Source organism: Ferribacterium limneticum (assembly GCF_020510585.1).
Lineage (GTDB): Bacteria > Pseudomonadota > Gammaproteobacteria > Burkholderiales > Rhodocyclaceae > Azonexus.
In genome coordinates this window covers 2,514,687-2,540,519 of record NZ_CP075190.1, presented here as the reverse complement: position 1 = coordinate 2,540,519, position 25,833 = coordinate 2,514,687, and the positions used below count along the sequence as shown (strand labels likewise).

Genomic DNA, 25,833 nt, shown 5'->3' with positions numbered 1-25,833 from the left:
GGCGATGAATTCACTAGGGGAGGCGCACTTGTCGATGGAACGCCAGGAACACGATGTCCTGCTCGGCGAGGCATGCCAGCTGGCAGCGGCCGGTCGCGGCCTGCCGGCAGTGATGGCTGCCTTGCAGACCGATTTCGGCCAGAGTGAAGAGGCGGCCGGCGAATTGACGGCCCTGGCCTTCGGCCTCAATGCGATCAGTCTGGCTGAGCTTTCCGAACACTCGCTGGCCCTGTCGCTGGCGCCGTTTGCCGAATTCATCCGGCGTCAGGCGCTGGTCCTCGAAGCCGGCGAGGCCTACCTGATCGCCACGCCCAACCCCTTCGATGTCACCGTGCGCGACTGGCTCGAAGGTCTGGTGCCGCTCGGCAAGCCGCTGTACTGGCGCCTGGCGCCGCCTTCGGTGCTGACGGCTTTTCTGGCCCGCGAAGAAACCCGGGTCCGGGCGCTCGACGGCAGTCTGAGCGGCGAGGGCGGCCAGATCGCCATTGGCTCGGTGGCCGAAGACCTCTCGCTGCAACGCATTTCCGAAGACGGCAGCACCGTTGTCCGCCTCCTGCGGTCAACGCTGCATGACGGCCTGAAAGCCGGGGCCAGCGATATTCACATCGAGGCCAACAATCGTGGCCTGGCTATCAAATACCGCATCGACGGCGTGCTCAACTACGCCGGGTCGATTGACGGTAGCGATACCGCCGAGCAGATGATTTCCCGCGTCAAGGTGCTTTCCGAACTCGACATCTCCGAGCGCCGCGTGCCGCAGGACGGCCGCTTCAAGGTCAGCTGGCAGGACCGCGAGATTGACATCCGCGTCTCCATCATGCCCAGTATCTGGGGCGAGGATGCCGTGTTGCGGGTGCTCGACAAGCAGGCGCTGACCGATCACCTGCAGGGCCTGCGTCTCGACGCCATGGGCTTCGACGCCGACATCATGGCGCGCATCCGCCGGCTGTCCAGCGAGCCCTACGGTATGGTGCTGGTTACCGGCCCGACCGGTTCCGGCAAAACGACGACGCTCTACGCGGCACTGACTGAAATCAATGACGGCAAAGACAAGATCATCACCATCGAAGATCCGGTCGAATACCAGCTTTCCGGCGTACTGCAGATCCCGGTGAACGAGAAAAAGGGCCTGACTTTTGCCCGCGGCCTGCGCTCCATCCTGCGTCACGATCCGGACAAGATCATGGTCGGCGAAATCCGCGACTCGGAAACCGCACAGATTGCCGTTCAGGCGGCGCTGACCGGCCACCTGGTGTTCACCACGGTGCACGCCAACAATGTTTTCGACGTCATCGGCCGCTTCCTGCACATGGAAGTCGATCCGTACAACCTCGTTTCGGCGCTCAACGGAGTCGTCGCCCAGCGGTTGATCCGTACCCTGTGCCCGGCCTGCGCGCAGCCGACGAGACCGACTGGCGAAGAACTGACTGACGCCGATATCGGCACGGTGGCCGGTGCTGACTGGAAATTCCGCCGCGCAGTCGGCTGCGGTACCTGTCGCGGTACCGGCTATCGCGGTCGCAAGGCCATCGCCGAACTGCTCGTCCTCAACGATGAAATCCGCGAACTGATCATCAGCCGCGCCCCGATCCGCCAACTCAAGGAAGCGGCCCGCCGCAATGGCACCCGCTCGCTGCGCGAAAGCGCCCTTGACCTCGTCCGCGACGGGATAACCAGCCTGGAAGAAGCCAACCGTGTCACTTTCGTGGCTTGACCGCCTGACCCTCTTCATTCACCCGCAGCGCGTCGTTCTCGAACGGCAGCCGTGGCGCGGTGCGCCGTCCAGCCAAGCGGCCGAGGTAGCATCGCCGGCGCCGGGCGAAGCCGACTGGCAGCCGGTGCTGGCCGCTGCCGATGCCTTGCTCAAGACTGCCGGCAAGGGCGCAGCTTTGCGCATCGTCGTTGCCGACCATCTGGTCCGTTACGCCTTGCTGCCGTGGAGCGACATGCTGACCGGCAAGGCGGCCCGACTGGGCTTGGCCCGCGCCTTGTTCCGCAACGCCCTGGGCGAACGGGCCGCGGCGCTGGACATTGCGCTCGACCGTCCGGCCTTCGGCAAGAACGGCATTGCCGCAGGTATCGACCGCCAGTTGCTGGCCGGCTTGCGCGCTGCCGCCAAGGCCCGGCGCCTGCGGTTGAATAGCGTGCAGCCGCGGCTGATCGCCGAGTTGGCGGCCCAGCAGACACAGTTGAACGATGGCTGGCTGGCCTGCCTCGACCTCGGCTGGCTGACCCTGGCTGGCGTTCGTGACGGCGAGATTGCCAGCCTGCGCAATCACCGCGCCAGCACGGCGGAGCCGGCCCTTCTGGCGGGTGAGCTGGCCGGGCTGCTGGCCGCCGAGTCTGCTACGGTCAACGGGAAAAAAGTGCTGATTTCAACATCTGCCGTCGCTGCCCCCAAGCTCGCCGGCGGCTGGGAAACGACGCTGGTCACGCCGGTCGCCGGAGGCGTCCATGCGTGATCTCGGTCTTGATTTTCAGCCACGCCGTCCTAGCCTGCTGACGGTTGTCCTGCTCCTCGCCGGCGTGCTGCTTTGCGCCGACGCCTGGCTCGAAGACCGCACGCTGCTCAGCCAGCAGGAAGAAGTCGAAGCCAGGCTGGCCCAGGCCACACGCCGGGCCGACCGGGTCGATGCCGGCCGCCGTGACAGCCGCCCGGAAAACGTTTTTTCGGCCGAAGAAGGCAAGACCCTGCGCCAGACCATCGGCCTCATCCGCATCGACTGGGAAAAGCTCTACCGCAGCATCGACGCGGCAACCGGCGAGGACATCGCACTGCTCGCCATCCGCCCCAGCGCGGCCGGCAAGGCGGTGCAGATTTCCGGCGAGGCGCGCAACATGGTGGCAGCGCTGGCCTTTGTCGAAGCCCTGCGCCGCGAACCGCTCGACAAGGCCGTGCTGCTCTCGCACCAGATCAAGCAAAGCGACCCGCAACAACCCATCCTCTTCGAGATTGCCGCAACATGGCTGACCGGTTCCTGAACCTTCTGCTCGCCCGCCTGCGCTTTGCCACGGCCAATTTGCCGGTGCTGCCGCTGATCGCCTTTTTGCTGGTTGTTGCCGCCGCGCTGACCCACATTGTCGTGTTGCCCGGCCGTGAAGCCGCCATCGAGGAAGGCGAACGCCGTCTGGCCAGCCTCGAACGCAGCGCCCGCCGCGCCACGATGGAAAGCCAGACCGAGCGCGTGACGCCGGAAGATACGCGGCAGTGCCTGCTCGACCGTTTCCCGAGCGAGGATCAGCTCAACGCCGAACTCGGCCGCCTGCTTGAACTGGCGACCAAGGAAGGCCTGCAAGTCCCGACCGGCGACTATCGCCTGGTGCCGGGCAAGGACGGCCTGTTCGACCGTTACGTGCTGAATCTGCCGGTCAAGGGCAGCTACATGACCATACGCCGCTACGTGGCGGCGGTACGCCAGGAGTTCCCCGATCTGGCCGTCGAGGACATCAGCCTGCGCCGCGAAAACATTGGCAGCGCCGACGTTGAGGCGCAATTGCGCTTCATCCTCTTCGGCCGGAGGAAGGCGGCATGACGCCGAAACAACGCTGGATTATCCTCGGCGGCCTGCTCTCGGCCACCCTCGTTGCCGGCTACCTGCTTGAAGACGAACCGGTGCCGGAAAAGAGCAAGCGCAAAGGCAGTGTCGCCAGCAAATCAGCGGCTTCGTCGCCGGCAGAAAATCGGCGGGCTGGGGCGAAGGAACGGGCGACCGAACTGGCTGCCGCCCCGCTCAGTTTTCCCGAGCCGGCGCCGGCCGAAGAGGCGGAGGATGGCAAGAAGCTCGTCGACCCCTTCCGCAACAAGAGCTGGTACGTCGCACCGCCACCGCCCAAGCCGCCCAAGCCAACGGCGCCGCCGCTGCCTTTCCAGTATCTCGGCAAGCTCAACGAGGACGGCGAAACGCGGGTCTTCCTCAACCATCAGGGCAAGCACATCATCGCCAAGGTCGGCGACGTCATCAATGGCACGTACAGCGTCGAGGAGATATCCGGCGGCCAGATGACTTTTCTCTACCAGCCCTTGAATGAAAAGCAGGTGCTGGGCATCGGCTCCGACAAATAAGTCGGAGCCGTGCTGCAAAGCGTCCCGCACTGCTGTGCGGGACCGTTCGGAAGCTTACTTGGCCTGGCGACGACGGGCGGTAAAGCCGATCAAGCCCAGACCCGCCATCAGCATCGCCCACGATTCCGGTTCCGGCACCGGCGCCGTGTAGCCGGCGAGGTCGGCGGCGCTGACCTTGTAGGCGTGCAGGACGCCGGGCAGCAGCTTGTAGCTGCCGTCACCCGGCACGCTGGTGGCCGCACCGCTGCAACCGGCCGTCGTACCGAGCGGGCACTGGATCGAGGTGGCGTACGGATCGGCATCGCTGAAGCGGAAATAGACGTCGAACTGGGTGCCTGTATCGTTCTGCGTCACGCTGTAGTCGTTGTCGGTACCGGCCAGCATCAGGAAGCTGCCGTCGGCCAGTTTCGGTCCGATGGCCAGGCCTTCCCATTTTTCCGGCGACTTGTTGCCGAGGGCCGACAGGGTATTGGCGTCGAGATCGAGGAACTTGGCGGATTTTCTGACTTTGGTGTAAACGGCGCCTACGGCATCGAGATCGATGTTGCTGACATCGGTCGCCCCGCTGATGTCGATCTTGTAAACCTCCTTGTCGGCGGTCGCCAACGTGGCACCGACCCCGATGCCACGGTTGTTGCGCTCAAGCACGTAGAACTCGTGGTCATTGATGGCAACCAGCGAGGAGATGCCTTGCCCCTGACCGGAGCGCTTCATGTCATAAGCGTACTGGCCGACGGCATTGCCGGTGTCGATGTCGAATTTGACGATGCGATTGACGCTGCCATTGCCGCCGCCTTCGTCGAGCATGGCGCTTTGCAGCATGGCATAGGCGTACTTGCCGTCCGGGCTGATGGCCAGGCCTTCAAAGCCGCGATTGGTGCGCTTGCCGGCCGTGTTGCCGGTGTCGCTGGCGTAGTTGGGAATGCCGGTGACGGTACTGCGCGGCAGCAGATTGGCCGGTGTGGCGAAGGTGCGGAGAAGATTGCCATTGCGGTCGAATTCACGCACCGATGGGCCGTACTCGTCGGAAACCAGGAAGTTGCCGTTCTTCGGATTGACGACGAAACCCTCCGGGTCCATCGACAGGCCGAGCGTGCTGGTCGGGCTGGGCGCGATACCGTTCAGCGAACTTCCGGCATTGTTGAAAACGATGGTTTGCTTGATCTGGAAATTGGAAATGGCGCCGGTCGTCTGATTGATATCGAGCGAGAAGCGCTGGACGCGGGTGTCGTAGCTCAGCGTGCCGCCGCCCGGGCCGCGGTCGGACAGGCCCCACCATTCGTTGCGGTTGGTGTCGTAGTAAATGTCGGAAAAATAGCCGACACGGCCGTTGTTGACCGTCGTGCCGCCGGACAGGTCGAGCATGCTGCCATCGAGCGTCAGGCCGTTGACGAAGGAGGGAGCGGCCTGGGCGGCGCCAGCGAACAAAATGCCCAGCAAGGCGATGGTTGGTTTGATTTTCATGGTCTCTTTTTGAGTTTGGGTGTTGTCGGTGGTTGGATAGCTGGAAGTCGGATTCAAGCAACCGGGCGGTCACGCCAAGCCTCCAATTTGCGCCGGCATTTCCCCGCGCCTGACTCTAGGTTTAATTTGTTGCCGGCATATGACAAAAGTCATCATGGCCAATGAGCCGATCATTTTTTGCGAGGCGTATAAGGGTTTTCCATACCCATTTTTCATTGGTTTGCGGCCTCGGGGTGTATTAGGATGTCATGCGGATGACTGTTACGGTCAACCGGAAATTCCCCCCAAAAATCAAATGGAGACAAAACATGAAAAGACAAAAAATTGCATCGTCGCTCCCTGCCGTCCGCTGCCTCAGCGCGCTGATCATGTTGCTCGGCGCCGGTGCCGCCCAGGCTGACCGGTGCGCCAGCCTGATCCAGGCTTTCGGCAATCAACTGGCCGATGTCAGCTGCGTCGATAGTGCCGACCTGACCACCGCCAACCCGGCGACGACCCCGGCCAACAACTCGCTGCCCGGCCTGCCGGCCTTCGCCTTCACCCCGCAGACCGACCGCGCGACGATTGCCCCTGACGCCGCCAACCGCCCGCCGATCACCGCCCCGGTGCCCGGCGTTCAGCTCAACGCGCGGATCGCCAGCGACCCGACCGGCCAGGCCCGCTTCCTCCTGCGTCTGCCGGCCAAATGGAACGGTCGCCTCGTCGTTGCCGGCGCCTCTGGCACGCGCAGCGAATTCAACGGCGATTTCGCCTGGAGCGATTACGTCGTCCAGAAGGGCTACGCCTACGCCTCGCAGAACAAGGGTGTGCTCAACCTGAAGTTCAGCGATGCCAGCGACCCGCTGGCCTGCCGCCTCAACCCGACTTCGCCGCTGTGGGTGCAGTTTTACGATTATGGCCCGGGCCAGGAATTCACCCGCTGGCGCGACTACATGGTGCTCGCCTCGAAGCTCGCCCACAAAGGCGCGGCGGCCAACTACGGAAAATCGCCGCGCTACACTTACGCGGTTGGCACCTCGAACGGTGCCTACCAGGTGCGGCGGGCGGTCGAGTCGGCGCCGGATTGGTTCGATGGCGGCGTCGATTGGGAGGGTACTTTCGTCGACGAAATCGCCCCGAATCTGCTGACCGACCTGCCGGCGGCCGTCCTCAACTTTCCTGATTACGTCGCCAGCGGCATGAGTTCGACCAGTACCGCCGCCAAAAACATCCGCGCCGCCGGCTATCCGCCCGATCTGGGCACTGGCGCCACCTCGCTGTGGACCATGAATTCCAACTCGTTCTGGGAGGTCACGCTGTGCCAGTGGCAGAAGCGCCTTGATCCGACCTACGACACCTACGGCAGCGGACCGGGGAACTACAACTACTTCGCGCGTCTGCCGGTTTCCAATGCCGACGACAACGTTGCCGATTTTGCCACCACCGGCCGCATCCAGCGTCCGCTGATCACCGTCGCCGGTACCATGGATGCCCTGTTGCCGATTGATCACCACGCTCGTGCCTACGCCCGCAAGGTGGCGGCGAACGGTGGTGACCGGATCGACGACGATGACCATGATCGGCGCCATCACCATCACCATGATCGCAACCCGGCCTACCGGCTCTACGAAGTGCAAAACGGCAACCACATCGAGACTTACAAGCTGACTTTGCCGCAACTGGAGTTCATCCAGCCGCATGCCCAGCGCGCTTTCGATCTGCTGGTCAGCCATGTCGAGCAAGGCAAGGCGCTGCCGCCCGACCAGTGCATCGGACGCGGCGCCGCCATCGCCGACACGCCGACCCAGCCAGGTCATTGCGCCGAACTGCTGGCCCCCTGATCTGACGCCGCCTTTCCTGGCGGCAAGCTCAGCGGCCCATTCTTCCATGGGGGGAATGGGCCGTTTTGCAATCTATCGTCATATTTATTTCACCGAGGGGTAACGGGGAAGAACTACATTTCCAGTGCTTGAGTGAAGGAGAACGCCATGACGCGTGACGAAATGATTCGATTGCTGGTGCTTGACCGCCTTGAATACCGCGACGATCAGGCGCGCTACCTGCACCTTCAGGGGGTGCTCGAGAACGGTTTTCGTGGCTTCAAAAAGCTGTCCGACCACGAGCTGTCGGCCGAGATTCAGGCGCTCGGGCTGGATGTCCGATGTGACGCGACCGACGGGCTGGATGACGACCTTGACGCCTTTGCCGACGATAGCCTGTTCGACTCCAGCCTGTCCGTCGGCCACGCATTCAGCCTCAAGCAGCCCGTAGACTTCTCGCAATAAGCAGTTGCTCGCCACGCCATGTGGCGATACCCGCGAAACCCGGCGTCGCAACTGGTGCATTCCCCTGACATTTTTGCGCAATGCTGTTGTAATTCTTTGGCGCTAGGCTGAGCTACCTTCATCTCTTCCAGGCTGGCGCCCATGACTACTCGCACTCCGACCCAACGTCGTCGTTTTCTCCGTCATTTCGCCATGGGCGGCGTCGCTGCCTCGGCTGGCAGCCTGCTGCCCTTGCGTGCCATGGCCCATGGTTTCGAAGCAGACGACCTGCCGTCCGATGAACTGCGCTCGCTGGCGCACTTTCCGCATCGTCACAAGGTCAGTTTCGAGCATGGTGTCGCCAGCGGTGACCCGCTCGCCCGCAAGGTCATCATCTGGACGCGCGTCACCAGCGAGCGCGGCGGCATCGTTCCGGTCAAATGGGAAATGGCCCTCGACGCGGCATTCCGTCGCGTCGTCCGCGTCGGTATCGCACTGACCGATGGCCGCAAGGATCACACCGTCAAGGTTGATGTCAGCGGTCTGAAGCCGGACACCGTCTATCACTATCGCTTCGTCGTCGGCCATACGGCTTCGCCGGCCGGTCGTACGCGTACTTTGCCGGTGGGCAGCGTTGCCCAGGTCAAACTCGCCGTGTTCACCTGCTCCAACTTCCCGGCCGGTTATTTCCATGCCTACCGTGAAGCGGCTAAGCTCGAAGGCATCCATGCTGCCGTCCATCTCGGCGACTACATCTATGAATACGGCCGTGATGGCTACGCTTCGACCGATGCCGCAGCGCTCGGCCGCGAAGTGCTGCCGGCCGGCGAACTGCTGACACTCGACGACTATCGCCAGCGTTACGCCCAGTACCACATCGATGCCGACCTGCAGGCAGTGCATGCCGCCATGCCCTTCATCAACGTCTGGGACGACCACGAGATCGCCAACGACACATGGAAGGACGGCGCCGAGAACCATGATCCGGCGACCGAGGGCGAATTCACCGTCCGCCGCGCCGCCGCGCTGCAGGCCTTCCACGAATGGCTGCCGATTCGCACCCCGGACCCGCGTCGACCGCAGCAGATCAACCGCAGCTTTGCTTTCGGCAACCTGCTGGCGCTGCATATGCTCGATACCCGCGTGATCGCTCGCGACCAGCAAATGGAATACGCCAATTACTTCGGCAGCGACGGCAGCTTCGACGTCCAGCGCTTCGCCGCTGATCTGGCCGATACCGACCGCCAGTTGCTCGGCGCCGAACAACTGCTCTGGTTACAGGATCAACTCGCCGCTTCCGGCGCCACCTGGCAGATGCTCGGCCAGCAGGTGCTGATGGGCCGCATGAACATCCCGGCCCCGCTGGTTCTCGGCCAGATCAGCTTCTCCGCCTATTCAGCGCTGCTCTACAAGGCGCAAACGGCACCGGCCACGCTGACTCCGCAGGAGCAGTTCATCCTCGCCCAGCCGGCCATTCCCTACAACCTTGATGCCTGGGATGGCTACGCCATGGCCCGCGAAACCGTGCTGGCCATGGCCAGGGGGCTGAACAAGAACCTCGTCGTACTGGCCGGCGACACCCACAACGCCTGGGCCAGCGATCTTGAGGACTACCAGGGCAATGCAGTCGGCGTCGAATTCGCCGTCGCATCCGTTTCATCGCCCGGTCTCGAAGAATATTTCCCGACGGAAAACCCGCTCGCCGTGGCCGCCGGCCTGGAAGCCATCATCGGCCCGCTCAAGTACGCCAACACCGGCGACCGCGGCTACATGGTGGTCAGCGCCACGCCGGGCGAGTGCCGTTGCGACTGGCACTACGTCAGCACCGTCAAGGCGGAGGAATATACGACGCTGGCTGGAAAATCCCTGCGCACGTTGCCCGGAGCAGCTCAGCGCCGATTAATGGCAGTTTGATCGAAAAACTGAAATGCTCGCGAAATAATCAGTCTCTAGACTCGGCATTACGGGCTATCGTCATGCCGAGCCCTGTCCGATGCTCACCTCAACCCCAGCTAACGGAGCTCATCAATAATGTCGAACAATATTCAACGCAAGGTGATCGCCAGCGCGCTTACCGCCATCTTCGCCCTTGGCGGCGCCATGCCGGCCCAGGCCGCCGAACCGGTCGTGCAAGGTCCGGAGTCGGTTCAGGACTGGTATAACAACGGCCAGCGCTTCATTCATCAAAGCAAGCATCTCCACGCCGAACATCGCCATGCCAAGAACGTCATCCTGTTTGTCGGCGACGGCATGGGCATCTCGACGCTGACCGCCGCCCGCATCCTCGAAGGCCAGCTGAACGCCAAGCCGGGCGAGGAAAACCGCCTTTCCTTCGAAAAATTCCCGTACGTCGCACTCTCCAAGACCTACTCCTGGGATCAGCAGACCTCCGATTCCGCACCGACGATGACGGCCATGATTACCGGCTACAAGGCTCGTGAAGGCCAGCTGTCGGTCAATCACCTGACGCCGCGCGGTGAGTGTTCGGCCGCCGTGATCGCCGCCAATTCGCTGCCGACCATGCTCGAACAGGCTGCCGCCGCCGGCAAGGCAACCGGTGTCGTTTCCACCGCCCGCATCACCCACGCCACCCCGGCCGCCACCTATTCGCACACTGCAGTTCGCGACTGGGAAGCCGATTCCAACATTCCGGCCTCCTGCGGCACGACCGGCGTGGTCAAGGATATCGCCCGTCAGCTGATCGAAGTTTCGCCGGCCGTGAAAAACAGCCTGAAGGTTGCGTTGGGCGGCGGTCGCACCTACTTCATGCCGAAAACCGCATTCGATCCGGAATACACGACGACCAAGGGTCGCCGCAATGACGGTCGCGACCTGACAGCCGAATGGGTCAGCACGCGTGGTGCCAAGGCTGCCTACGCCTGGAACAAGGCCCAGTTTGATGCGGCCAATCCGGCTACCACCGATTATCTGCTCGGCCTCTTCGAGCCGTCGCACGTCCAGTACGAAGCTGACCGCGCCAGTGACCCGGCCGGTGAGCCGTCGCTGACCGAGATGACCGAGAAGTCGATCAAGATGCTGCAGAAGAGCCGCAAGGGTTTCTTCCTGCACGTTGAAGGTGGTCGTATCGATCACGCTCACCATGCCGGTAACGCCAATCGCGCCCTGCTCGACACCATCGAAATGGCCAAGGCCGTCAAGAAGGCGGTCGACATGACCGATCCGGAAGAGACGCTGATCATCGTCACCGCCGACCACAGCCACGTCTTCACCATTGCCGGCTACCCGCATCGCGGCAACGACATCCTTGGCCTGACAAAGGAAGTGCCGGCTGTCGATGGCAACCCGACGGCACCGAGCAAGGCTGGCGATGGCCTGCCCTACACCACGCTGGGTTACCAGAATGGCCCGGGTGCGGTCAGCGGCGCCCGTGCCGACCTGACCAGCGTCGATACCACCGCCCTCGGCTACCTGCAGCAAGCCGTCGTGCCGATGGGTTCGGAAACCCACGCCGGTGAAGATGTCGCCATCTACGCCACGGGCCCGAAGTCGCATCTGGTTCATGGTTCGATGGAACAGAACTGGATCTACCACGTGATGAAGGAAGCCTTCGGCTTCTGATGCTGGACCTGGGTGGCGGCCTCGCCGTCGCCCAGGCTAACGTGCTGAAATACCGGAGCGCCTGCGGGCGCTCCACTCGTTTGATGAGGAATCCTGCGGTGAACGCCAAAAAAAGCCTGCTTTTCGTCAGCCTCCTGCTGGCTCTTTCGCTTTCCGGCCATGTTGTGGCCCACGAAGCGCACCACGACCACTCCGCGCCAGTCGCCAAAATGACGGCTGCCCAAGCAAGTGCCCCGGCCCCCGTCGCTGCCCGCTTCGATCTTCAAGTAAACCAGACGCAAACCGACTGGTACCTCTGGCGCGAAGCCGACAGCATCGAAACAGCCAATGCTGCCGTCGCCCAGAACGACATCTGGCACCGCGTCAGAGGCAATGAATACAACTACCGCCGCGTTTTCCATAACGACCAGCGCGTCGTCGATTACACCGCCGGCGAAATCAAGACGCGTCATGCCGAACCGGACTGGTCAAAACTCGCCTCGGTGATCTCGCCGCAACTGCTGCAAGAACTCAAGCGCGGCACCAGCAAGACCCTGTTCGGTCAGAAGGCCGTGCACTACACCGGTCAGGTCGGCGGCCAGCGCATCGAGCTGTGGTGGCTGGAGCAGGCTCAACTCCCGGCCCGCCTGCAAATGACCCGAACCGGCCAGCGCATGACCCTTGCCCTCAAGGAACTGCACAACAAGGCGCCCACCGCCTGGCCGCGCGCCACCGAAGAGCGGATCGCCGATTACGGGTTGATCGATGCCGCCGATTTCGGCGACATGGAAAGTGATCCCTTCGTCGCTCGGGTCATGCGCCAGGATGGTCACAGCCATACGCATTGATCTGAAGCGGCGGCAGGCTATCCTGTTTTTTGCCGCCACCCTGGCTATCCTGCCCACAGGCTACGGTGCGGAGATGGAAATCTACGTCACCACGGGGTCTGACGGGGTCGAGATATTCTCGAACCTGCCCCGTGGCCCGGTAGAACAAGCGGGCTTGGCAACGGAGGAGGGAAAGGCGGCCCGTGCCTTGTCGGTGCAGCCTACCACCGCGCGGTGGCAAGTCACGGAGGCGTCGAATGTGTCGGAATCACCGGGCAGTGAGGCTGCAGAGGCCGGCAAGTCTTTTTTGCTGGACGATTAAGCGCGCTCTGGATTTCGATAGTCCGCGAAGAATGGTCGACAGATGCGCTAGCAGTGCCGCCAGACCTTGTATTTCCTGGTCACCGAATATGAAGAAAGTACGGCTTTGCTCTGGTGAACAATGTCGGTAAGCGTGTGCTGGATCAGGAATTCTTCTGCGCGAGAAATTCATCAATCAGTCGAATGAGCACCTCTTCCTCATCCCCGTCATCCAAGCCAAGTAGTTCAGCGACAAGCCTGACCTTGTCCTGACTCACTCGACGACGTGCGGACGAGATTTGATCTGGTTCGTGAAGATCTTCCCACGGTGGGATACTGGCTGCCGATGCCGCAGACGACGTAACTTGCTCAATCGCAGGTTCCCCTGAGCTCGCATCAGATACAACGCTTTCCTTCTTTTTTCGACCAGCGGAAACTTCAGAAAGGGCGTTATCGACTATTTTCCTCGAGACCTTTTCACCCTCTGGTAATTGCTCTATCTGGTCGATCAAGACGTCTGCCTTGGCTTCGTCCTTTTTCGAAAGTTTTTCGAGCTGAACGGCAGCACCGGTGCTGGAAATCTTGCCGGCGTCGAGGAGGGCAGTGACCTTCTCGGACAAATTGGCGGCGGCTGTCGCCTGGGCCAGCCAGGTTGGGGCCCGCCCAAAGTGTTGAGCCGCCTCTTCCGGCGACTCGAAGCGCTCCGCGATGGCCTGAATCGCGTTGGCCATGTCACGTGGCTCCAGCGCAGAGCGCACGCCAAGGCCGATATTTTCAAAAACCTGTACTTCAAGTGTTTCATCGGGCGCGCAGGCGCGAACGATAACGGGCACAGTCTTCTCGCCTGCCAAGAGCGCAGCCTGGCGACGCCGCTCGCCGACGACGACCGTGTAGCGGCCATTGGTATTGGCCGGTCGGACCAGCAGTGGGTGGATCACCCCCATTTTCTGAATTGAGTTGGCCAAGCCCTTGAGGTTGCCTTCGTCGATGTTCTGCCGGGCATGCCGTGGATCGGCTTCGATCAAGGTGATATCGACGATCTGAAAATCGGATGAACTGTCTTTGAAAGCCATGGCCATTCACTTTGGAATACAGGGATAAAAAGCAAAAAGCCCCAGCAATCGAACTCTGGGGCTTTTTGCGAAGCGTGATGATTACTTCTGGGCGACGGCCGCCTTGAAGTTGGTACCCGCGGAGAACTTCGGTACGGTCGTCGCAGCGATGGAGAGCTTTTCGCCAGTCTTGGGATTTTTGCCTTCACGGGCGGCGCGTGCCGATGCCTTGAAGGTACCGAAACCGATCAGGGAGACGGAGTCGCCGTTGGCCACGGCATTGACAATGGCACCTGTCACTGCATCAAGGGCTTTGGCTGCGTCAGCCTTGGTCAGGCCTGCTTCTTCAGCGATGGTATCGATCAGTTCGGATTTATTCATGTTCATTCCTTGGTTTAGTCAGAGGGGGCAATGGGAACGCAACACCAGTGCGCCGGAAGGGGCGCAATTTTAGGGCTTTTGGCGTTGGAAGCAAGACTAACTTTGGCTTGCGGTGAAAACCACAGGGGAAATGTGCTGTAAACCATGTCAAATGGGGTCAGTTGCCGGCAACATTACCCGCTACGAGCCCGCCTGATTGTTGGTAGTGCTCGACAAAAAGCTGACAGCAACGTCGGCTCATTTGCCCAAACGTCTTGAGGGGTGGGGATTTCCGGCGGGACATGCCAGTGCTTATCCCCATTTCCTGTGGATAAGCCTGGGGGCTGGTTCGGGGTTGATGTCCTAAGACGCTGTTGCAGAACCGTTTTACATCGGCTGCCCAATAAACGGGCAGTACGCTCAGTTGCAGTAGATTTCCTGCAACATGCCGATGATCACGCTCAGCCGCTGATCAGCGATGGCGTAATAAACGCGGTTGGCGTCCTTGCGCGATTTGAGCAGGTGCTGGTTATGAAGCTGGAGGAGATGCTGCGAGATATTGGGCTGCGTGGTGCCCAGTTCGTTGCAGATATCGCCGACCGTCCGTTCGCCTTGCGCCAGCAGGCAGACGATGCCAAGACGGAGAGGGTGAGCGACCGCCTTGAAGCGGTGGGCGGTCAGCTCGATTTCTTTTTCGCTCCAGTTGTTGGCCATGTTATTTCTTCAGGTAGATCTGGTCGAAAGTGCCGCCATCGGCGAAGTGGGTTTTCTGGGCTTTCTGCCAGCCGCCGAAACTGTCGTCGATGGTCACCAGCTTCATCTTCGGGAAGCTGGCCGCGTATTTGGCCGCGACCTTGGCGTTGCTCGGCCGATAGTAGTGCCTGGCCGCGATGTTCTGCCCTTCCTCCGAATACAGGTAATCCAGATAAGCCTGTGCTGTCAGCCGCGTGCCACGTTTGTCGACCACCTTGTCGACCATGGCCACCGGCGGCTCGGCGAGGATGGACAGGCTGGGCGCGACGATCTCGAACTTGTCCTTGCCCAGTTCATTGACGGCGAGGATCGCTTCGTTTTCCCAGGCGATCAGCACGTCGCCGATACCGCGTTCGACGAAAGTGGTGGTCGAGCCACGGGCGCCGGAATCAAGCACCGGCACGTTCCTGAAGATACCGGTGACCAGCTCCTTGGCCTTTTGTTCGTTGCCACCCGGCTGCTTCAATGCCCAGGCCCAGGCCGCCAGATAGTTCCAGCGGGCGCCACCGGACGTCTTCGGATTCGGCGTGATGACGCCGATACCCGGCTTGGCCAGATCGCCCCAGTCCTTGATCGCTTTCGGATTGCCCTTGCGGACGAGGAAAACGATGGTCGAGGTATAGGGTGACGAATTGTTCGGGAACCGTTTCTGCCAGTCGGCCGGAATCAGTTTGCGCTCAGCCAGCGCATCAATGTCGTAACCGAGCGCCAGCGTCACGACATCGGCCTCCAGACCATCGGCTACCGAGCGCGCCTGCTTGCCGGAGCCGCCATGCGACTGACGGACATGGACAGCCTGACCGGTCTTTTCCTGCCAGTGCTTGTTGAAGGCGACGTTGAAGTCCTTATACAACTCGCGCGTCGGGTCATAGGAGACATTGAGCAGGGTGGTCTGGCCAAAAGCGCTGCCCAGGCCGATTGCTACGGTCAACCCGAAAAAAAGGCCAAATTTGAACATGCGGAAACTCCGGAAGAAAAGATCGATGGGGTCAGTTTAGGGAGTTGCCTAACAATCAAAAAGAATGAATTGTTCAATGCTTATCAGATTTTCATCTATAGAATTTTGCCGGCGCGCTGTTGCGCAGGCCGGGAACGATCAGGGTCTTGGCTATGATGAAAGCTTGGAAGAATTTATGGGCTCATTTTCCGATCGATGCCCGGTAGCGGGCATGACGAATTAGTTCTGAGTCCATAGACGTGCGCGGCGTTTGTCGGTGGCGGCAAACTGTGGTGTCATTGGCCGACCCGACTTTGAGGAAGAGATCACGATGGCAGTCAGACAAATCCTGCGCATGGGCGAACCGTTGCTATTCAAGGTGGCCGAGCCGGTTACCGAGTTCGCGACAAACGACCTGAAGCAACTGATAGCGGACATGTTCGACACCATGGCCGCCGCCGGCGGCGTGGGCTTGGCCGCACCGCAGATCGGTGTCGGCCTGCAGGTGGTGATTTTCGGCTTCGAGAAAAGCGAGCGCTATCCGGAGGCCGGTTCAGTGCCGCAGACCATCCTGATCAACCCGGTCATCACGCCGCTCGGTGACGACGAGGAACTGGGCTGGGAAGGTTGCCTGTCCGTTCCCGGCCTGCGCGGCGAGGTGCCACGTTATACCCGCATCCGTTACCAGGGCTTCGACCCGGACGGGAATCCGATCGATCGCACGGTCGACGGCTTCCACGCCCGGGTTGTCCAGCATGAATGCGATCACCTGATCGGGCGGCTCTTCCCGTCGCGGATGCGCGATTTCGCGCGCTTCGGTTTTACCGAGGTGCTGTTCCCGGAGCTTTGCTAGTCGGGCCGAGATCGCGCTGGCTCCGGTTTCGAGCCGGCGATATGGCCTGGAAGCGGCGCACATTGTTCACGCCGTGACCCCGGCGCAGATGATGTTGTAACCGGGTAACCGGAAGTGCGCTTCGTCGAGTTTCTCCAGCGTTGAAAGAAAGGAGTGCTGGTGGGTCGCCCGCTCCATCTTGTCGTTCAGGGAGGGCTTGGCAGAGGCTGCCCGCGGCACTAATTGCGCAGCCATGTGCATGCCTTTATCGAGGGGTTGTCCCAATCTTGGCGAAGCAGCGATCAAGGCTATCGTGAAACCTCGAACGGCACGGATTGAATATTGGCATGCCCCAAAAGCAAAAAGCGCCCGCCGGCGCTTTTTGCTTTTGGTAATTGTACCGATCAACCGCGGATCGAGTCAGGCAGTTTGTCCTGCACAAGCTTGAGCAGCGGGGCGAAAACCTTGGGTGTGCCGGCGATCAGATTGCCGGTTTCCAGATAGTTCGCATCGCCGCGCAGGTCGCTGACAAGGCCGCCGGCTTCCGAGATCAGCAGCGCTCCCGCTGCCATATCCCATGGCGAAAGACCGAATTCCCAAAAGCCGTCATAACGGCCACAGGCAACGTAGGCAAGGTCGAGCGAGGCGGCACCCGGGCGACGCTGACCAGCGGTCTTCTGGGACAGTTCCTTGAAGATTGCGATGTAGGTATCGATGTGCTCGAACATACGGTACGGGAAACCGGTGCCAAGCAGCGAGTCCTGCAGTTTGGTGCGCTTGGAGACGCGGATGCGGCGCTCGTTGAGGAAGGCACCAGCGCCTTTGCTGGCCGTGAACAGCTCGTTGCGATTAGGGTCGAAAACGACTGCCTGCTCAATCACGCCAGCTTTGGCCAAAGCAATCGAGACGGCATATTGCGGCATGCCGTGAATGAAGTTTGTTGTGCCATCAAGCGGATCAATGATCCACTGGTACTCAGCTTCGTTGCTTCCCTTGCCGGCGGTCTCGCCGGACTCCTCTGCTAGAATGCCGTAGCTGGGATAGGCTTCCATCAGTACTTCGATGATCGCCCCTTCGGCGGCCTTGTCGACCTCGGTGACGAAGTCATTGGGCTGCTTGGCGGTGACTTTGAGCAGGTCCAGGTCGTTCGAGGCGCGATTGATGATCTGGCCAGCACGGCGCGCTGCCTTGATAGCGATATTCAGAGTTGGGTGCATGAGCTTAAAGAGCTGACGGGGGGCCGAAGCCGCCCAATCTATATTTGAAAGACCGAATTTTACACCATGAACCCTGAAGTCCTGCTTTCACGTATCAGAGTGGTGCTGTGCCGAACGAGTCACCCTGGCAATATTGGCGCCGCAGCGCGCGCGATGAAGACGATGGGCTTGTGCAATCTCTATCTGGTTGAGCCCAAGCAATTTCCGGATCCGGAGGCTGATGCGCGGGCGACGTCCGCGGTCGATATTCTCGAACGAGCAATAATTACCTCGTCGCTAAAAGAGGCGCTGGTCGGAACATCATTTGTCGTGGCGCTCTCTGCGCGGCAGCGCGATATCGGGCCGGTAATCGGGGCGCCGCGCGAAACTGTGGCGCGTCTGATCGCCGAGGCAGGGCAGGGCGAGGTGGCGCTGGTCTTTGGCAATGAAACGGTTGGCCTGAGCAACGAGGAAATCCTGCATTGCCATGCGGCGGTAACAATTCCGACCAATCCCGAATTCAGTTCGCTCAACCTCGGTTCGGCTGTTCAGGTACTGAGCTACGAATGCAGGATGGCGGCCTATGCCGAGCGTCCACCGGTTATAGAACAAGGGGTAACCCCATTTGCCTCTCCAGCCGCAACCCATGATGAGGTGGAAGGGCTATATGCCCATCTTGAGGCGGTGATGACCGATACCGGTTTTTTCAATCCGGAGCAGCCCGGGCGCTTGCTACCGAAACTCCGCCGCCTGTTTGGCCGGGTTCGTCTGGAGAGGGATGAAATCAATATCCTGCGCGGTGTTCTGGCATCAACCCAGGTCAAAACCGGGCACGGCCGGAAGAACTGACCAGGATCAGGCAAAGCTGCTACGCATCTCCGTCGCCAGCGCTTCGATTTCCGGTCGCAAGTGGCCGTATTTTTCTTCCAGAAGACTCATTTCGGAGGGTGTCTCCGGTTTGTCCTGCATCAGCCACTCGAAATGTCCGCCACTGAGCATGTTGGCGACGTAAATGATATCGGTCAGATTGCGGATGCTTGTTGGTGTCGGTCGCACGTGATCGTGGTCGATCGTCGCCTCGACGATTTCCTCGGGTAAGCCCAGGGCGTTGAGCAGGGAGACGCCGATACTTTCGTGCCATTGGATGATCAGGTATCTGACGCTATCCGGCCGATGGCGCAGTTCTTCGTACTGGGTGGCGCGATAGAGCATGTAGAAAGCACCCAGATCATGGATCAGACCAGCCAACATGGCTTCATCCGGATTCTGGCGGGTCATCCGGCGAGCCACAATATTGGCCGCGGCTGCGCTATTTATCGAATGCTCCCACAGCGAGTGGGTGATCTCGGAAAATTCGGCCATACCCTTGGCGCGCATCAATTGGGTCATGACAATTGACAGTGCTGCCGTTCGCACCGCGTTGAGCCCGAGTCGGGTGATGGCCGATTTCAGATCAACCAGTACACGCCCATCAGGATTGAACGCAACAGAATTCGCCAAGTGAAGGAGTTTGGCGGAAATCAGTGGCTCCACGGCGACGGCCCGAGCGATGTTGGCAATACTTTGCTCCGGGTCGTGCAGTACTTTGCGCAGACGCAGGACTGCGTCGAAATAGGTCGGGAAAACAACTTCGCCAGAAAGCTCCTGGGCAATATCGGCAAGCATTTGAAAGCGTTGCGACTTGAGCGCCTCGCCTTTCTTGTCCTGATCGTATTCTGAGCTTGCAATTATCATGGCCGTATTATTCAACAAAAACCCCGCCTTGTGGGCGGGGTTCCTGTTTCGTTTTCGGGCTTCAGGTGGGCGTAGCGGGGTTCGAAGAACCTCCGGCATTCGCCAAGCTAAGCACCCTGTTTTCGGCGCAATACTTCTTGGATTTCGCCTGGATATGCATTTGCAATTCCCGCAGCTTGTCTTCGTGCCTTGCGTCGATAAAGTGAATTAATTGCAGGCGTCTTTCAGACCCTTGCCAGCGCGGAATTTCGGAGACTTGGCAGCCTTGATTTCCAGCGTCTTGCCGGTGCGCGGATTGCGGCCGGTGCGAGCGGCACGCTCGCCGACATAGAAGGTTCCGAAGCCGATCAGATTGACAGTATCGCCGGCCTTGAGGGCACCCTTGATGGTTTCAACGGCGGCATCCAGCGCGCGGCCGGCAGCTGCCTTGGAAATATCAGCTTGAGCGGCGATGGAGTCGATCAGTTCAGTCTTGTTCATTTAGGTCCCCTAGTGGATGGATTTGGAGTGGTGAAAACTTTGCGAGGACGGATTTATATATCCGGCGAAATCCTTGTGTCAAGCGGATTTTCGGAGAATTTCCGGGGTGCCGGGCGAGAGAAAGGATGGCGGCGATAAGACGCCGGCATCCTTTCCTTGCAAATCAATGAGTAAGCACTGTTGTGGCGGCTGCAGCATCGGCCGATGCCTGAACCGTAGAATCTGCAACCACAGGCTCCGGAAGGGCTTCGGGCATACGTTCCAGTGCGCGTTCGAGCACTTGGTCAATCCACTTGACCGGAACGATTTCGATCTTGTTCTTGATGTTATCGGGGATCTCAGTGAGGTCCTTGACGTTCTCTTCCGGAATCAGTGCGGTCTTCAATCCGCCGCGGACGGCGGCCAGCAACTTTTCCTTGAGGCCGCCGATGGCCAGCACTTCGCCGCGCAGGGTGATCTCGCCGGTCATGCAGACATCGCAACGAACCGGAATGCCTGTGTAGGATGATACCAGCGCTGTCGTCATGGCGCCGCCGGCGGAGGGTCCGTCCTTGGGTGTGGCGCCTTCCGGAACGTGGATGTGGATGTCTGTCTTCTCGAAAGCCTCATCCTTGATACCGAGGCGACGGGCGCGGGCGCGCACGACGGAGCGGGCAGCTTCGACCGATTCCTTCATGACATCACCCAGAGAGCCGGTGCGGATAATGTTGCCCTTGCCCGGCATGATGGCGCATTCGATAGTCAGCAATTCGCCACCAACTTCTGTCCAGGCCAGACCGGTCACTTGGCCGACCTGGTTTTCCTTCTCGGCCATGCCGAAGCTGTAGCGACGGACGCCAAGGAATTTATCCAGATTTCGGGCGTTGACCGCAACCTTTGTATCGCGCTTCTTCAAAACCAGCGTTTTGACGACCTTGCGGCAGATTTTCGAGATTTCACGTTCGAGGGCACGGACGCCGGCTTCGCGAGTGTAATAGCGGACGATGTCGCGAATTGCGCTGTCAGCGACGGCGATTTCGGTCTTCTTCAGGCCATTGTTCTTGATCTGCTTGGGCAGCAGATAGCGCATGGCGATATTGACCTTTTCGTCTTCCGTATAGCCAGCCAGACGGATGACTTCCATCCGGTCAAGCAGTGCAGCCGGGATGTTCAGCGTATTGGCGGTGGCCACGAACATGACGTCGGATAGGTCAAAATCAACCTCGACGTAGTGATCTTGGAAGGTGTAATTCTGTTCCGGGTCGAGCACTTCAAGCAGGGCGGACGAGGGGTCGCCACGGAAATCCTGGCCAAGCTTGTCGACTTCGTCGAGCAGGAACAGCGGATTGCGTACGCCGACCTTGGTCAGACTGCTCAGGATCTTGCCCGGCATCGAGCCAATGTAGGTGCGGCGATGACCGCGAATTTCGGCTTCGTCACGCACGCCGCCGAGCGCCATGCGCACGAACTTGCGGTTCGTGGCCTTGGCGATGGACTGACCAAGCGAAGTCTTGCCAACCCCCGGGGGGCCGACCAAGCAGAGAATTGGTGCCTTGACCTTGTCGACGCGCTGCTGCACGGCAAGATACTCGACGATGCGTTCCTTGACCTTCTCCAGGCCATAGTGATCGCTATCGAGGATTTTCTCGGCTTCACGCAGATCCTTGCTGATCCGCGTTTTCTTGCGCCACGGCAGGCCGATCAGCGTTTCGATGAAATTGCGAACAACAGTAGCTTCGGCCGACATCGGCGACATCAGGCGCAGCTTCTTGAGCTCGCCTTCGGCCTTGGCCAGGCCTTCCTTGCTCATGCCTGCAGCTTTAATCTTCTTGTCCAGTTCTTCGAGGTCGGCACCTTCTTCGCCTTCGCCGAGTTCCTTCTGGATGGCCTTCACCTGTTCGTTGAGGTAGTACTCGCGCTGGCTCTTTTCCATCTGGCGCTTGACGCGGCCACGGATGCGCTTTTCGACCTGCAGGATGTCGATTTCGGCTTCGAGTTGGGAAAGCAGGCGGTCGATGCGATCGCGGATACTTTCCATCTCCAGCACTTCCTGTTTTTGCTCAAGCTTGAGCGGCAGGTGGGCGGCGATGGTATCGGCCAGGCGACCGGCATCTTCGATACCGGCGATGGAGGAAAGGACCTCAGGTGGAATCTTCTTGTTCAGTTTGACGAACTGGTCGAACTGGGCGACCACGGCGCGGCGCATGGCCTCGATTTCGTGGTCTTCGACGCCGGGTTGGGCCAGCGGCACAGCGGTGGCCATGAAGACAGAGGATTGGACCTCGATGGCTTCAACGCGGGCGCGCTGCGTTCCTTCGACCAGCACCTTGACGGTGCCGTCGGGCAGCTTGAGCATCTGCAGAATGTTGGCCATGCAGCCGATGCGATAGAGGTCTTCCGGTTCCGGTTCGTCCTTGGCGGCCGATTTCTGGGCCACCAGCAGGATGTTCTTGCCGGATTCCATGGCCATTTCGAGCGCCTTGATGGATTTCGGGCGGCCGACGAAGAGCGGAATGACCATGTGCGGGAAGACGACGACGTCGCGCAGCGGCAGCAGCGGCAGTTCGACGGTTTCCGGGAGCGTGTTGGGGTTCGACATTACGATGCCTTTGAAATAGGTATGTGCCCCCTACGTGGGGGCGGGGAACCGCAATTCAAGACCCGGCTCAGTTGGAGCCGGAAACCTTTGGCTGATCGGCGTAAATGAGCAGGGGCGGAGTGTCGCCAGTGATCATGTTTTCATCGATCACCACCTTTTCGACATTTTCCATGCCCGGGAGTTCGTACATCGTATCGAGGAGAGCGTGCTCCATGATCGAACGCAGGCCGCGCGCCCCGGTTTTACGTTCCAGCGCCTTTTTGGCGATGGCGGCAAGTGCGCCCGGACGAATCTCCAGTTCGACATCTTCCATGTTGAACAGCTTCTGGTACTGTTTGACCAGCGCGTTCTTCGGTTCGGTCAGAATCTGGACGAGGGCGTCCTCTTCCAGTTCCTGAAGAGTGGCAACCACCGGCAGGCGGCCGATCAGTTCGGGGATAAGGCCGAACTTGATGAGATCTTCGGGTTCTGTTTCAAGCAGGATCTTGCCGACTGCCCTGCCGTCATCCTTGCTCTTGACCTCGGCGCCGAAGCCGATGCCGCCCTTTTCTGAGCGTTTCTGGATGACTTTTTCCAAGCCAGCGAAGGCGCCGCCGCAGATAAAGAGGATATTGGTGGTATCGACCTGGACGAAGTCCTGGTTCGGATGCTTGCGACCACCTTGCGGCGGGATCGACGCAGTGGTGCCTTCGATCAGCTTGAGGAGCGCCTGTTGCACGCCTTCACCGGAAACATCGCGGGTGATCGACGGGTTGTCGGATTTGCGCGAAATCTTGTCGATTTCGTCGATATAGACGATGCCCTGTTGGGCCTTCTCGACGTCGTAGTCGCATTTTTGCAGCAATTTCTGGATGATGTTCTCGACGTCCTCGCCAACATAGCCGGCTTCGGTAAGTGTCGTCGCATCGGCCATGACGAAGGGAACATTGAGCAGGCGAGCCAGCGTCTGGGCCAGCAGGGTCTTGCCCGAGCCGGTCGGGCCGATGAGCAGGATGTTGCTCTTCGACAGTTCAACCTCACCAGCGTTCTTGGCGCTATGGCGCAAACGCTTGTAATGGTTGTAGACCGCCACGGCAAGAATACGCTTGGCGACTTCCTGGCCGATCACATACTGGTCGAGGATAGAGCTGATTTCGCGCGGCGTCGGCAGGTCTGAGCGACCGGCCTTGGCTGCTTCTTCGGGCAACTCGTCGCGGATGATGTCGTTGCAGAGTGCAATGCACTCGTCACAGATGAACACCGACGGGCCGGCGATAAGCTTTTTGACTTCGTGCTGGCTCTTGCCGCAGAAGGAGCAGTAGAGCAGTTTTTCCGGGGTCCCTTTGGTCATCTGTAGCTCTCCGTTCAAGCCGCGTCGCGGCGGGTCAATACCTTGTCGATCAAACCATATTCAGCTGCTTCAACGGCTGAAAGAAAATTGTCGCGGTCGGTGTCTTTTTCGATGCGCTCCAGCGGCTGGCCGCTATGTTCGGCCATGATCCGGTTGAGGCGGTCACGAATCGACAGGATTTCCTTGGCGTGGATGGCGATATCCGAGGCCTGGCCCTGGAAGCCGCCCAGCGGCTGGTGAATCATGACGCGGGAATTGGGCAGGGCGAAACGCTTGCCCTTGGCACCGGCGTTGAGCAGAAAGGCGCCCATCGAGGCGGCCTGACCGATGCACAGCGTTGACACGTCCGGCTTGATGAACTGCATGGTGTCGTAGATCGACATGCCAGCCGTCACCGAACCGCCCGGCGAGTTGATGTAGAAATAGATGTCCTTGTCCGGATTCTCTGCTTCAAGGAACAGCAACTGGGCAACGACCAGATTGGCGGTTATGTCGTTGACTGGGCCGACAAGAAAAATCACGCGCTCTTTGAGGAGGCGCGAATAGATGTCGTACGCGCGTTCGCCGCGGCCGCTCTGCTCTACCACCATGGGGACCATGCCGAGTGCCTGTGGGTCCCAATTGCTTGCGTTGTCGATATTCATGTCAGCCCTTGTCTGTTGCCGTTTCGTTACATTCAAGACGATTGTTGCTTTTACAACAAGGTCCGGATTACTGCTTTTGACCCATCAGTTCATCAAAAACTGCAGTCTTGTCGGTGACCTTGGCTTTGCCCAGGACCCACGCAACCACGTTGTTCTCGATGGCGACGCCTTCAACTTCCTGCAGGCGCTGCGGTTGAGCGTAATACCAGCGGATGACCTCTTCCGGGTGCTCGTAGCTTTGGGCGTTTTCCTCGACCATCGTACGAACCTGTTCCGGCGTTGCCTGAAGCTTCTCCGTTTTCACAACCTCAGCAAGGATCAGGCCAAGTGTGACGCGACGCTTTGCCTGGTCGGCAAACCATTCCGGCTGGATGGGCATGTCCTTGACCTTCATGCCACGCTGTTCCATGTCCTGGCGGGCTGCCTGCATCAGGCGCTGGATTTCCATGTCGACCAGCGAGGTCGGCACCGAAATCGGGTTGGCCTTGATCAGGGCTTCCATGACCTGATCTTTGAGCTTGCCTTCTATGCGGCGCTTCACTTCACGCTTGAGGTTGGTTTCGATCTCGGCACGCATCTTGGCCACGTCGCCATCGGCGATGCCCATGCTGGTGGCGAATTCGGCATTGAGTTCGGGCAGGACCGGCGCTTGTACCTGTTTGACGGTGACGTCGAACTGAACAGTCTGACCAGCCAGATCCTTGGCGTGGTAGTCAGCCGGGAAGGTCAGGTCGAAAGTCTTGGTTTCGCCAGCCTTGGCGCCTTCAACGGCATTTTCGAAATCGGGCAGCATCATGCCCTGACCCAGAACGAACGGGTAATCCTTTGCTTCGCCGCCCTGGAAGGGCACGCCTTCCTTCTTGCCGAGGAAGTCGATGACGACGCGGTCTTCCTTGGCGGCAGCGCGGTCGGCATCTTCATAGGAGACACGTTGCTTGCGCAGGATGTCGAGGGTTTTGTCGACTTCAGCGGCGCTGACTTCGAGAATCGGACGTTCGACTTCTGCGGTCGACAGGTCGCCCGGGGTGAATTCCGGATAGACCTCGAAAATGGCCGAGAACTCGATGTGCGTGGTGCTTTCGGTGGTCTTCGGCTCAATGCGCGGGTACCCGGCGACACGCATCTTCTTTTCGGTGACGGTTTCGCCGAAAACGCGGTCGAGTTCCTCGGACAGCACTTCGTGGCGAGCCTGGTCGCCATGCTGCTGCTTGACGATGCTGAACGGAACCTTGCCCGGACGGAAGCCAGGTACCTTCATGTTCTTGCCCATGCGCTTCAGGCGCTGTTCCATGACCTTTTCAACATCGGCAATGGCGATGGAGAGGTCGATGCGGCGTTCAAGTTCGTTAGCTTGTGCAGTAGTTGCTTCCATGAGAGTTCCTTGTGACTTCGGAGCCGAAAAATAAAGCGGACAATAATATCACGGCAGGCTCGCTGCCGGATGCTTCTACCCGGTGGCGGCCGTCTTCGCAGAATTGACGT

26 protein-coding genes are annotated in these 25,833 nt (G+C 60.2%); 13 read left to right on the top strand and 13 right to left on the bottom strand.

The window, feature by feature from the left end:
- Positions 1-4 precede the first annotated feature (4 nt).
- The 5 genes from KI613_RS12430 to KI613_RS12410 are packed head-to-tail and all read left to right on the top strand — an operon-like array spanning position 5 to position 4,063.
- Complete coding sequence (locus tag KI613_RS12430; protein WP_226399910.1) at positions 5-1,714, top strand: GspE/PulE family protein; 1,710 nt, start codon at positions 5-7, stop codon at positions 1,712-1,714.
- Positions 1,695-2,462 (top strand): hypothetical protein, encoded by a 768-nt coding sequence (locus KI613_RS12425; RefSeq protein WP_226399908.1) that lies wholly within the window; start codon positions 1,695-1,697, stop codon positions 2,460-2,462. The genes KI613_RS12430 and KI613_RS12425 overlap by 20 nt, the downstream gene beginning before the upstream one ends.
- A complete protein-coding gene (locus KI613_RS12420; RefSeq protein ID WP_226399906.1) occupies positions 2,455-2,982 on the top strand; it encodes a hypothetical protein in 528 nt (175 codons plus the stop codon). Before KI613_RS12425 ends, KI613_RS12420 begins: the two co-directional genes overlap by 8 nt.
- A complete protein-coding gene (locus tag KI613_RS12415; protein ID WP_226399904.1) occupies positions 2,964-3,533 on the top strand; it encodes a hypothetical protein in 570 nt (189 codons plus the stop codon). Before KI613_RS12420 ends, KI613_RS12415 begins: the two co-directional genes overlap by 19 nt.
- Entirely contained in the window at positions 3,530-4,063 is a 534-nt protein-coding gene (locus tag KI613_RS12410) for a hypothetical protein (protein WP_226399902.1), read from the top strand. The genes KI613_RS12415 and KI613_RS12410 overlap by 4 nt, the downstream gene beginning before the upstream one ends.
- Before the next feature lie 54 nt (positions 4,064-4,117).
- Here the strand turns inward: KI613_RS12410 and KI613_RS12405 are convergent, their stop codons facing one another.
- Positions 4,118-5,527 carry an esterase-like activity of phytase family protein gene (locus KI613_RS12405; protein ID WP_226399900.1) on the bottom strand — a complete coding sequence of 470 codons (1,410 nt, stop codon included), beginning with the start codon at positions 5,525-5,527 and terminating at the stop codon, positions 4,118-4,120.
- A 308-nt stretch (positions 5,528-5,835) separates the two neighbouring features.
- Here KI613_RS12405 and KI613_RS12400 point away from each other — a divergent pair, with 308 nt between their 5' ends.
- The 6 genes from KI613_RS12400 (at position 5,836) to KI613_RS12375 (ending at position 12,477) form a co-directional block, all read left to right on the top strand.
- Positions 5,836-7,347, top strand: coding sequence for a 3-hydroxybutyrate oligomer hydrolase family protein (locus KI613_RS12400; protein WP_226399898.1), 1,512 nt, complete (start codon positions 5,836-5,838; stop codon positions 7,345-7,347).
- A gap of 147 nt (positions 7,348-7,494) precedes the next feature.
- Entirely contained in the window at positions 7,495-7,791 is a 297-nt protein-coding gene (locus KI613_RS12395; protein ID WP_226399896.1) for a hypothetical protein, read from the top strand.
- Between the two features lie 141 nt (positions 7,792-7,932).
- Positions 7,933-9,684, top strand: a complete 1,752-nt coding sequence (locus KI613_RS12390; RefSeq protein WP_226399894.1) for an alkaline phosphatase D family protein — start codon at positions 7,933-7,935, stop codon at positions 9,682-9,684.
- A gap of 117 nt (positions 9,685-9,801) precedes the next feature.
- Entirely contained in the window at positions 9,802-11,349 is a 1,548-nt protein-coding gene (locus KI613_RS12385) for an alkaline phosphatase (protein ID WP_226399880.1), read from the top strand.
- A gap of 98 nt (positions 11,350-11,447) precedes the next feature.
- On the top strand, positions 11,448-12,176 hold the full coding sequence (locus KI613_RS12380) for a hypothetical protein (protein ID WP_226399878.1): 729 nt from the start codon (positions 11,448-11,450) through the stop codon (positions 12,174-12,176).
- Positions 12,154-12,477, top strand: a complete 324-nt coding sequence (locus KI613_RS12375) for a hypothetical protein (RefSeq protein ID WP_226399876.1) — start codon at positions 12,154-12,156, stop codon at positions 12,475-12,477. Before KI613_RS12380 ends, KI613_RS12375 begins: the two co-directional genes overlap by 23 nt.
- 142 nt (positions 12,478-12,619) lie before the next feature.
- On the opposite strand, the gene KI613_RS12370 is transcribed toward KI613_RS12375, so the two are convergent.
- From KI613_RS12370 to KI613_RS12355, 4 genes are all read right to left on the bottom strand, one after another.
- Positions 12,620-13,528 carry a ParB/RepB/Spo0J family partition protein gene (locus KI613_RS12370; RefSeq protein WP_226399874.1) on the bottom strand — a complete coding sequence of 303 codons (909 nt, stop codon included), beginning with the start codon at positions 13,526-13,528 and terminating at the stop codon, positions 12,620-12,622.
- Positions 13,529-13,609: 81 nt separating this feature from the next.
- Positions 13,610-13,888 carry an HU family DNA-binding protein gene (locus KI613_RS12365; protein WP_226399872.1) on the bottom strand — a complete coding sequence of 93 codons (279 nt, stop codon included), beginning with the start codon at positions 13,886-13,888 and terminating at the stop codon, positions 13,610-13,612.
- Positions 13,889-14,287: 399 nt separating this feature from the next.
- Positions 14,288-14,581 (bottom strand): ArsR/SmtB family transcription factor, encoded by a 294-nt coding sequence (locus KI613_RS12360; protein WP_226399554.1) that lies wholly within the window; start codon positions 14,579-14,581, stop codon positions 14,288-14,290.
- A 1-nt stretch (position 14,582) separates the two neighbouring features.
- On the bottom strand, positions 14,583-15,578 hold the full coding sequence (locus KI613_RS12355) for a sulfate ABC transporter substrate-binding protein (RefSeq protein ID WP_226399869.1): 996 nt from the start codon (positions 15,576-15,578) through the stop codon (positions 14,583-14,585).
- Positions 15,579-15,888: 310 nt separating this feature from the next.
- On the opposite strand from KI613_RS12355, the gene def reads away from it, so the two are divergent.
- Positions 15,889-16,410: a peptide deformylase gene (gene def, locus KI613_RS12350; RefSeq protein WP_226399867.1), complete on the top strand. Its 522-nt coding sequence runs from the start codon at positions 15,889-15,891 to the stop codon at positions 16,408-16,410.
- Between the two features lie 66 nt (positions 16,411-16,476).
- On the opposite strand, the gene KI613_RS12345 is transcribed toward def, so the two are convergent.
- Together KI613_RS12345 and KI613_RS12340 are read right to left on the bottom strand one after the other, a co-directional pair.
- Positions 16,477-16,644: a hypothetical protein gene (locus tag KI613_RS12345; protein WP_226399865.1), complete on the bottom strand. Its 168-nt coding sequence runs from the start codon at positions 16,642-16,644 to the stop codon at positions 16,477-16,479.
- A 149-nt stretch (positions 16,645-16,793) separates the two neighbouring features.
- Positions 16,794-17,606 carry an inositol monophosphatase family protein gene (locus tag KI613_RS12340; protein WP_226399863.1) on the bottom strand — a complete coding sequence of 271 codons (813 nt, stop codon included), beginning with the start codon at positions 17,604-17,606 and terminating at the stop codon, positions 16,794-16,796.
- Between the two features lie 66 nt (positions 17,607-17,672).
- Here KI613_RS12340 and KI613_RS12335 point away from each other — a divergent pair, with 66 nt between their 5' ends.
- Positions 17,673-18,434, top strand: a complete 762-nt coding sequence (locus KI613_RS12335; RefSeq protein ID WP_226399861.1) for an RNA methyltransferase — start codon at positions 17,673-17,675, stop codon at positions 18,432-18,434.
- A 6-nt stretch (positions 18,435-18,440) separates the two neighbouring features.
- On the opposite strand, the gene KI613_RS12330 is transcribed toward KI613_RS12335, so the two are convergent.
- The 6 genes from KI613_RS12330 to tig form a co-directional block, all read right to left on the bottom strand.
- Complete coding sequence (locus KI613_RS12330) at positions 18,441-19,319, bottom strand: HDOD domain-containing protein (RefSeq protein WP_226399859.1); 879 nt, start codon at positions 19,317-19,319, stop codon at positions 18,441-18,443.
- A gap of 207 nt (positions 19,320-19,526) precedes the next feature.
- Positions 19,527-19,799 carry an HU family DNA-binding protein gene (locus KI613_RS12325; RefSeq protein ID WP_226399857.1) on the bottom strand — a complete coding sequence of 91 codons (273 nt, stop codon included), beginning with the start codon at positions 19,797-19,799 and terminating at the stop codon, positions 19,527-19,529.
- A 163-nt stretch (positions 19,800-19,962) separates the two neighbouring features.
- The gene (lon, locus tag KI613_RS12320) at positions 19,963-22,377 is read right to left on the bottom strand and encodes an endopeptidase La (RefSeq protein ID WP_226399855.1); all 2,415 of its coding nucleotides are present in this window, start codon (positions 22,375-22,377) and stop codon (positions 19,963-19,965) included.
- A 67-nt stretch (positions 22,378-22,444) separates the two neighbouring features.
- Positions 22,445-23,707, bottom strand: a complete 1,263-nt coding sequence (gene clpX / locus KI613_RS12315) for an ATP-dependent Clp protease ATP-binding subunit ClpX (RefSeq protein WP_226399854.1) — start codon at positions 23,705-23,707, stop codon at positions 22,445-22,447.
- A 14-nt stretch (positions 23,708-23,721) separates the two neighbouring features.
- On the bottom strand, positions 23,722-24,351 hold the full coding sequence (gene clpP / locus KI613_RS12310) for an ATP-dependent Clp endopeptidase proteolytic subunit ClpP (RefSeq protein WP_226399853.1): 630 nt from the start codon (positions 24,349-24,351) through the stop codon (positions 23,722-23,724).
- A 67-nt stretch (positions 24,352-24,418) separates the two neighbouring features.
- A complete protein-coding gene (gene tig / locus KI613_RS12305) occupies positions 24,419-25,723 on the bottom strand; it encodes a trigger factor (protein ID WP_226399852.1) in 1,305 nt (434 codons plus the stop codon).
- Positions 25,724-25,833 lie beyond the last annotated feature (110 nt).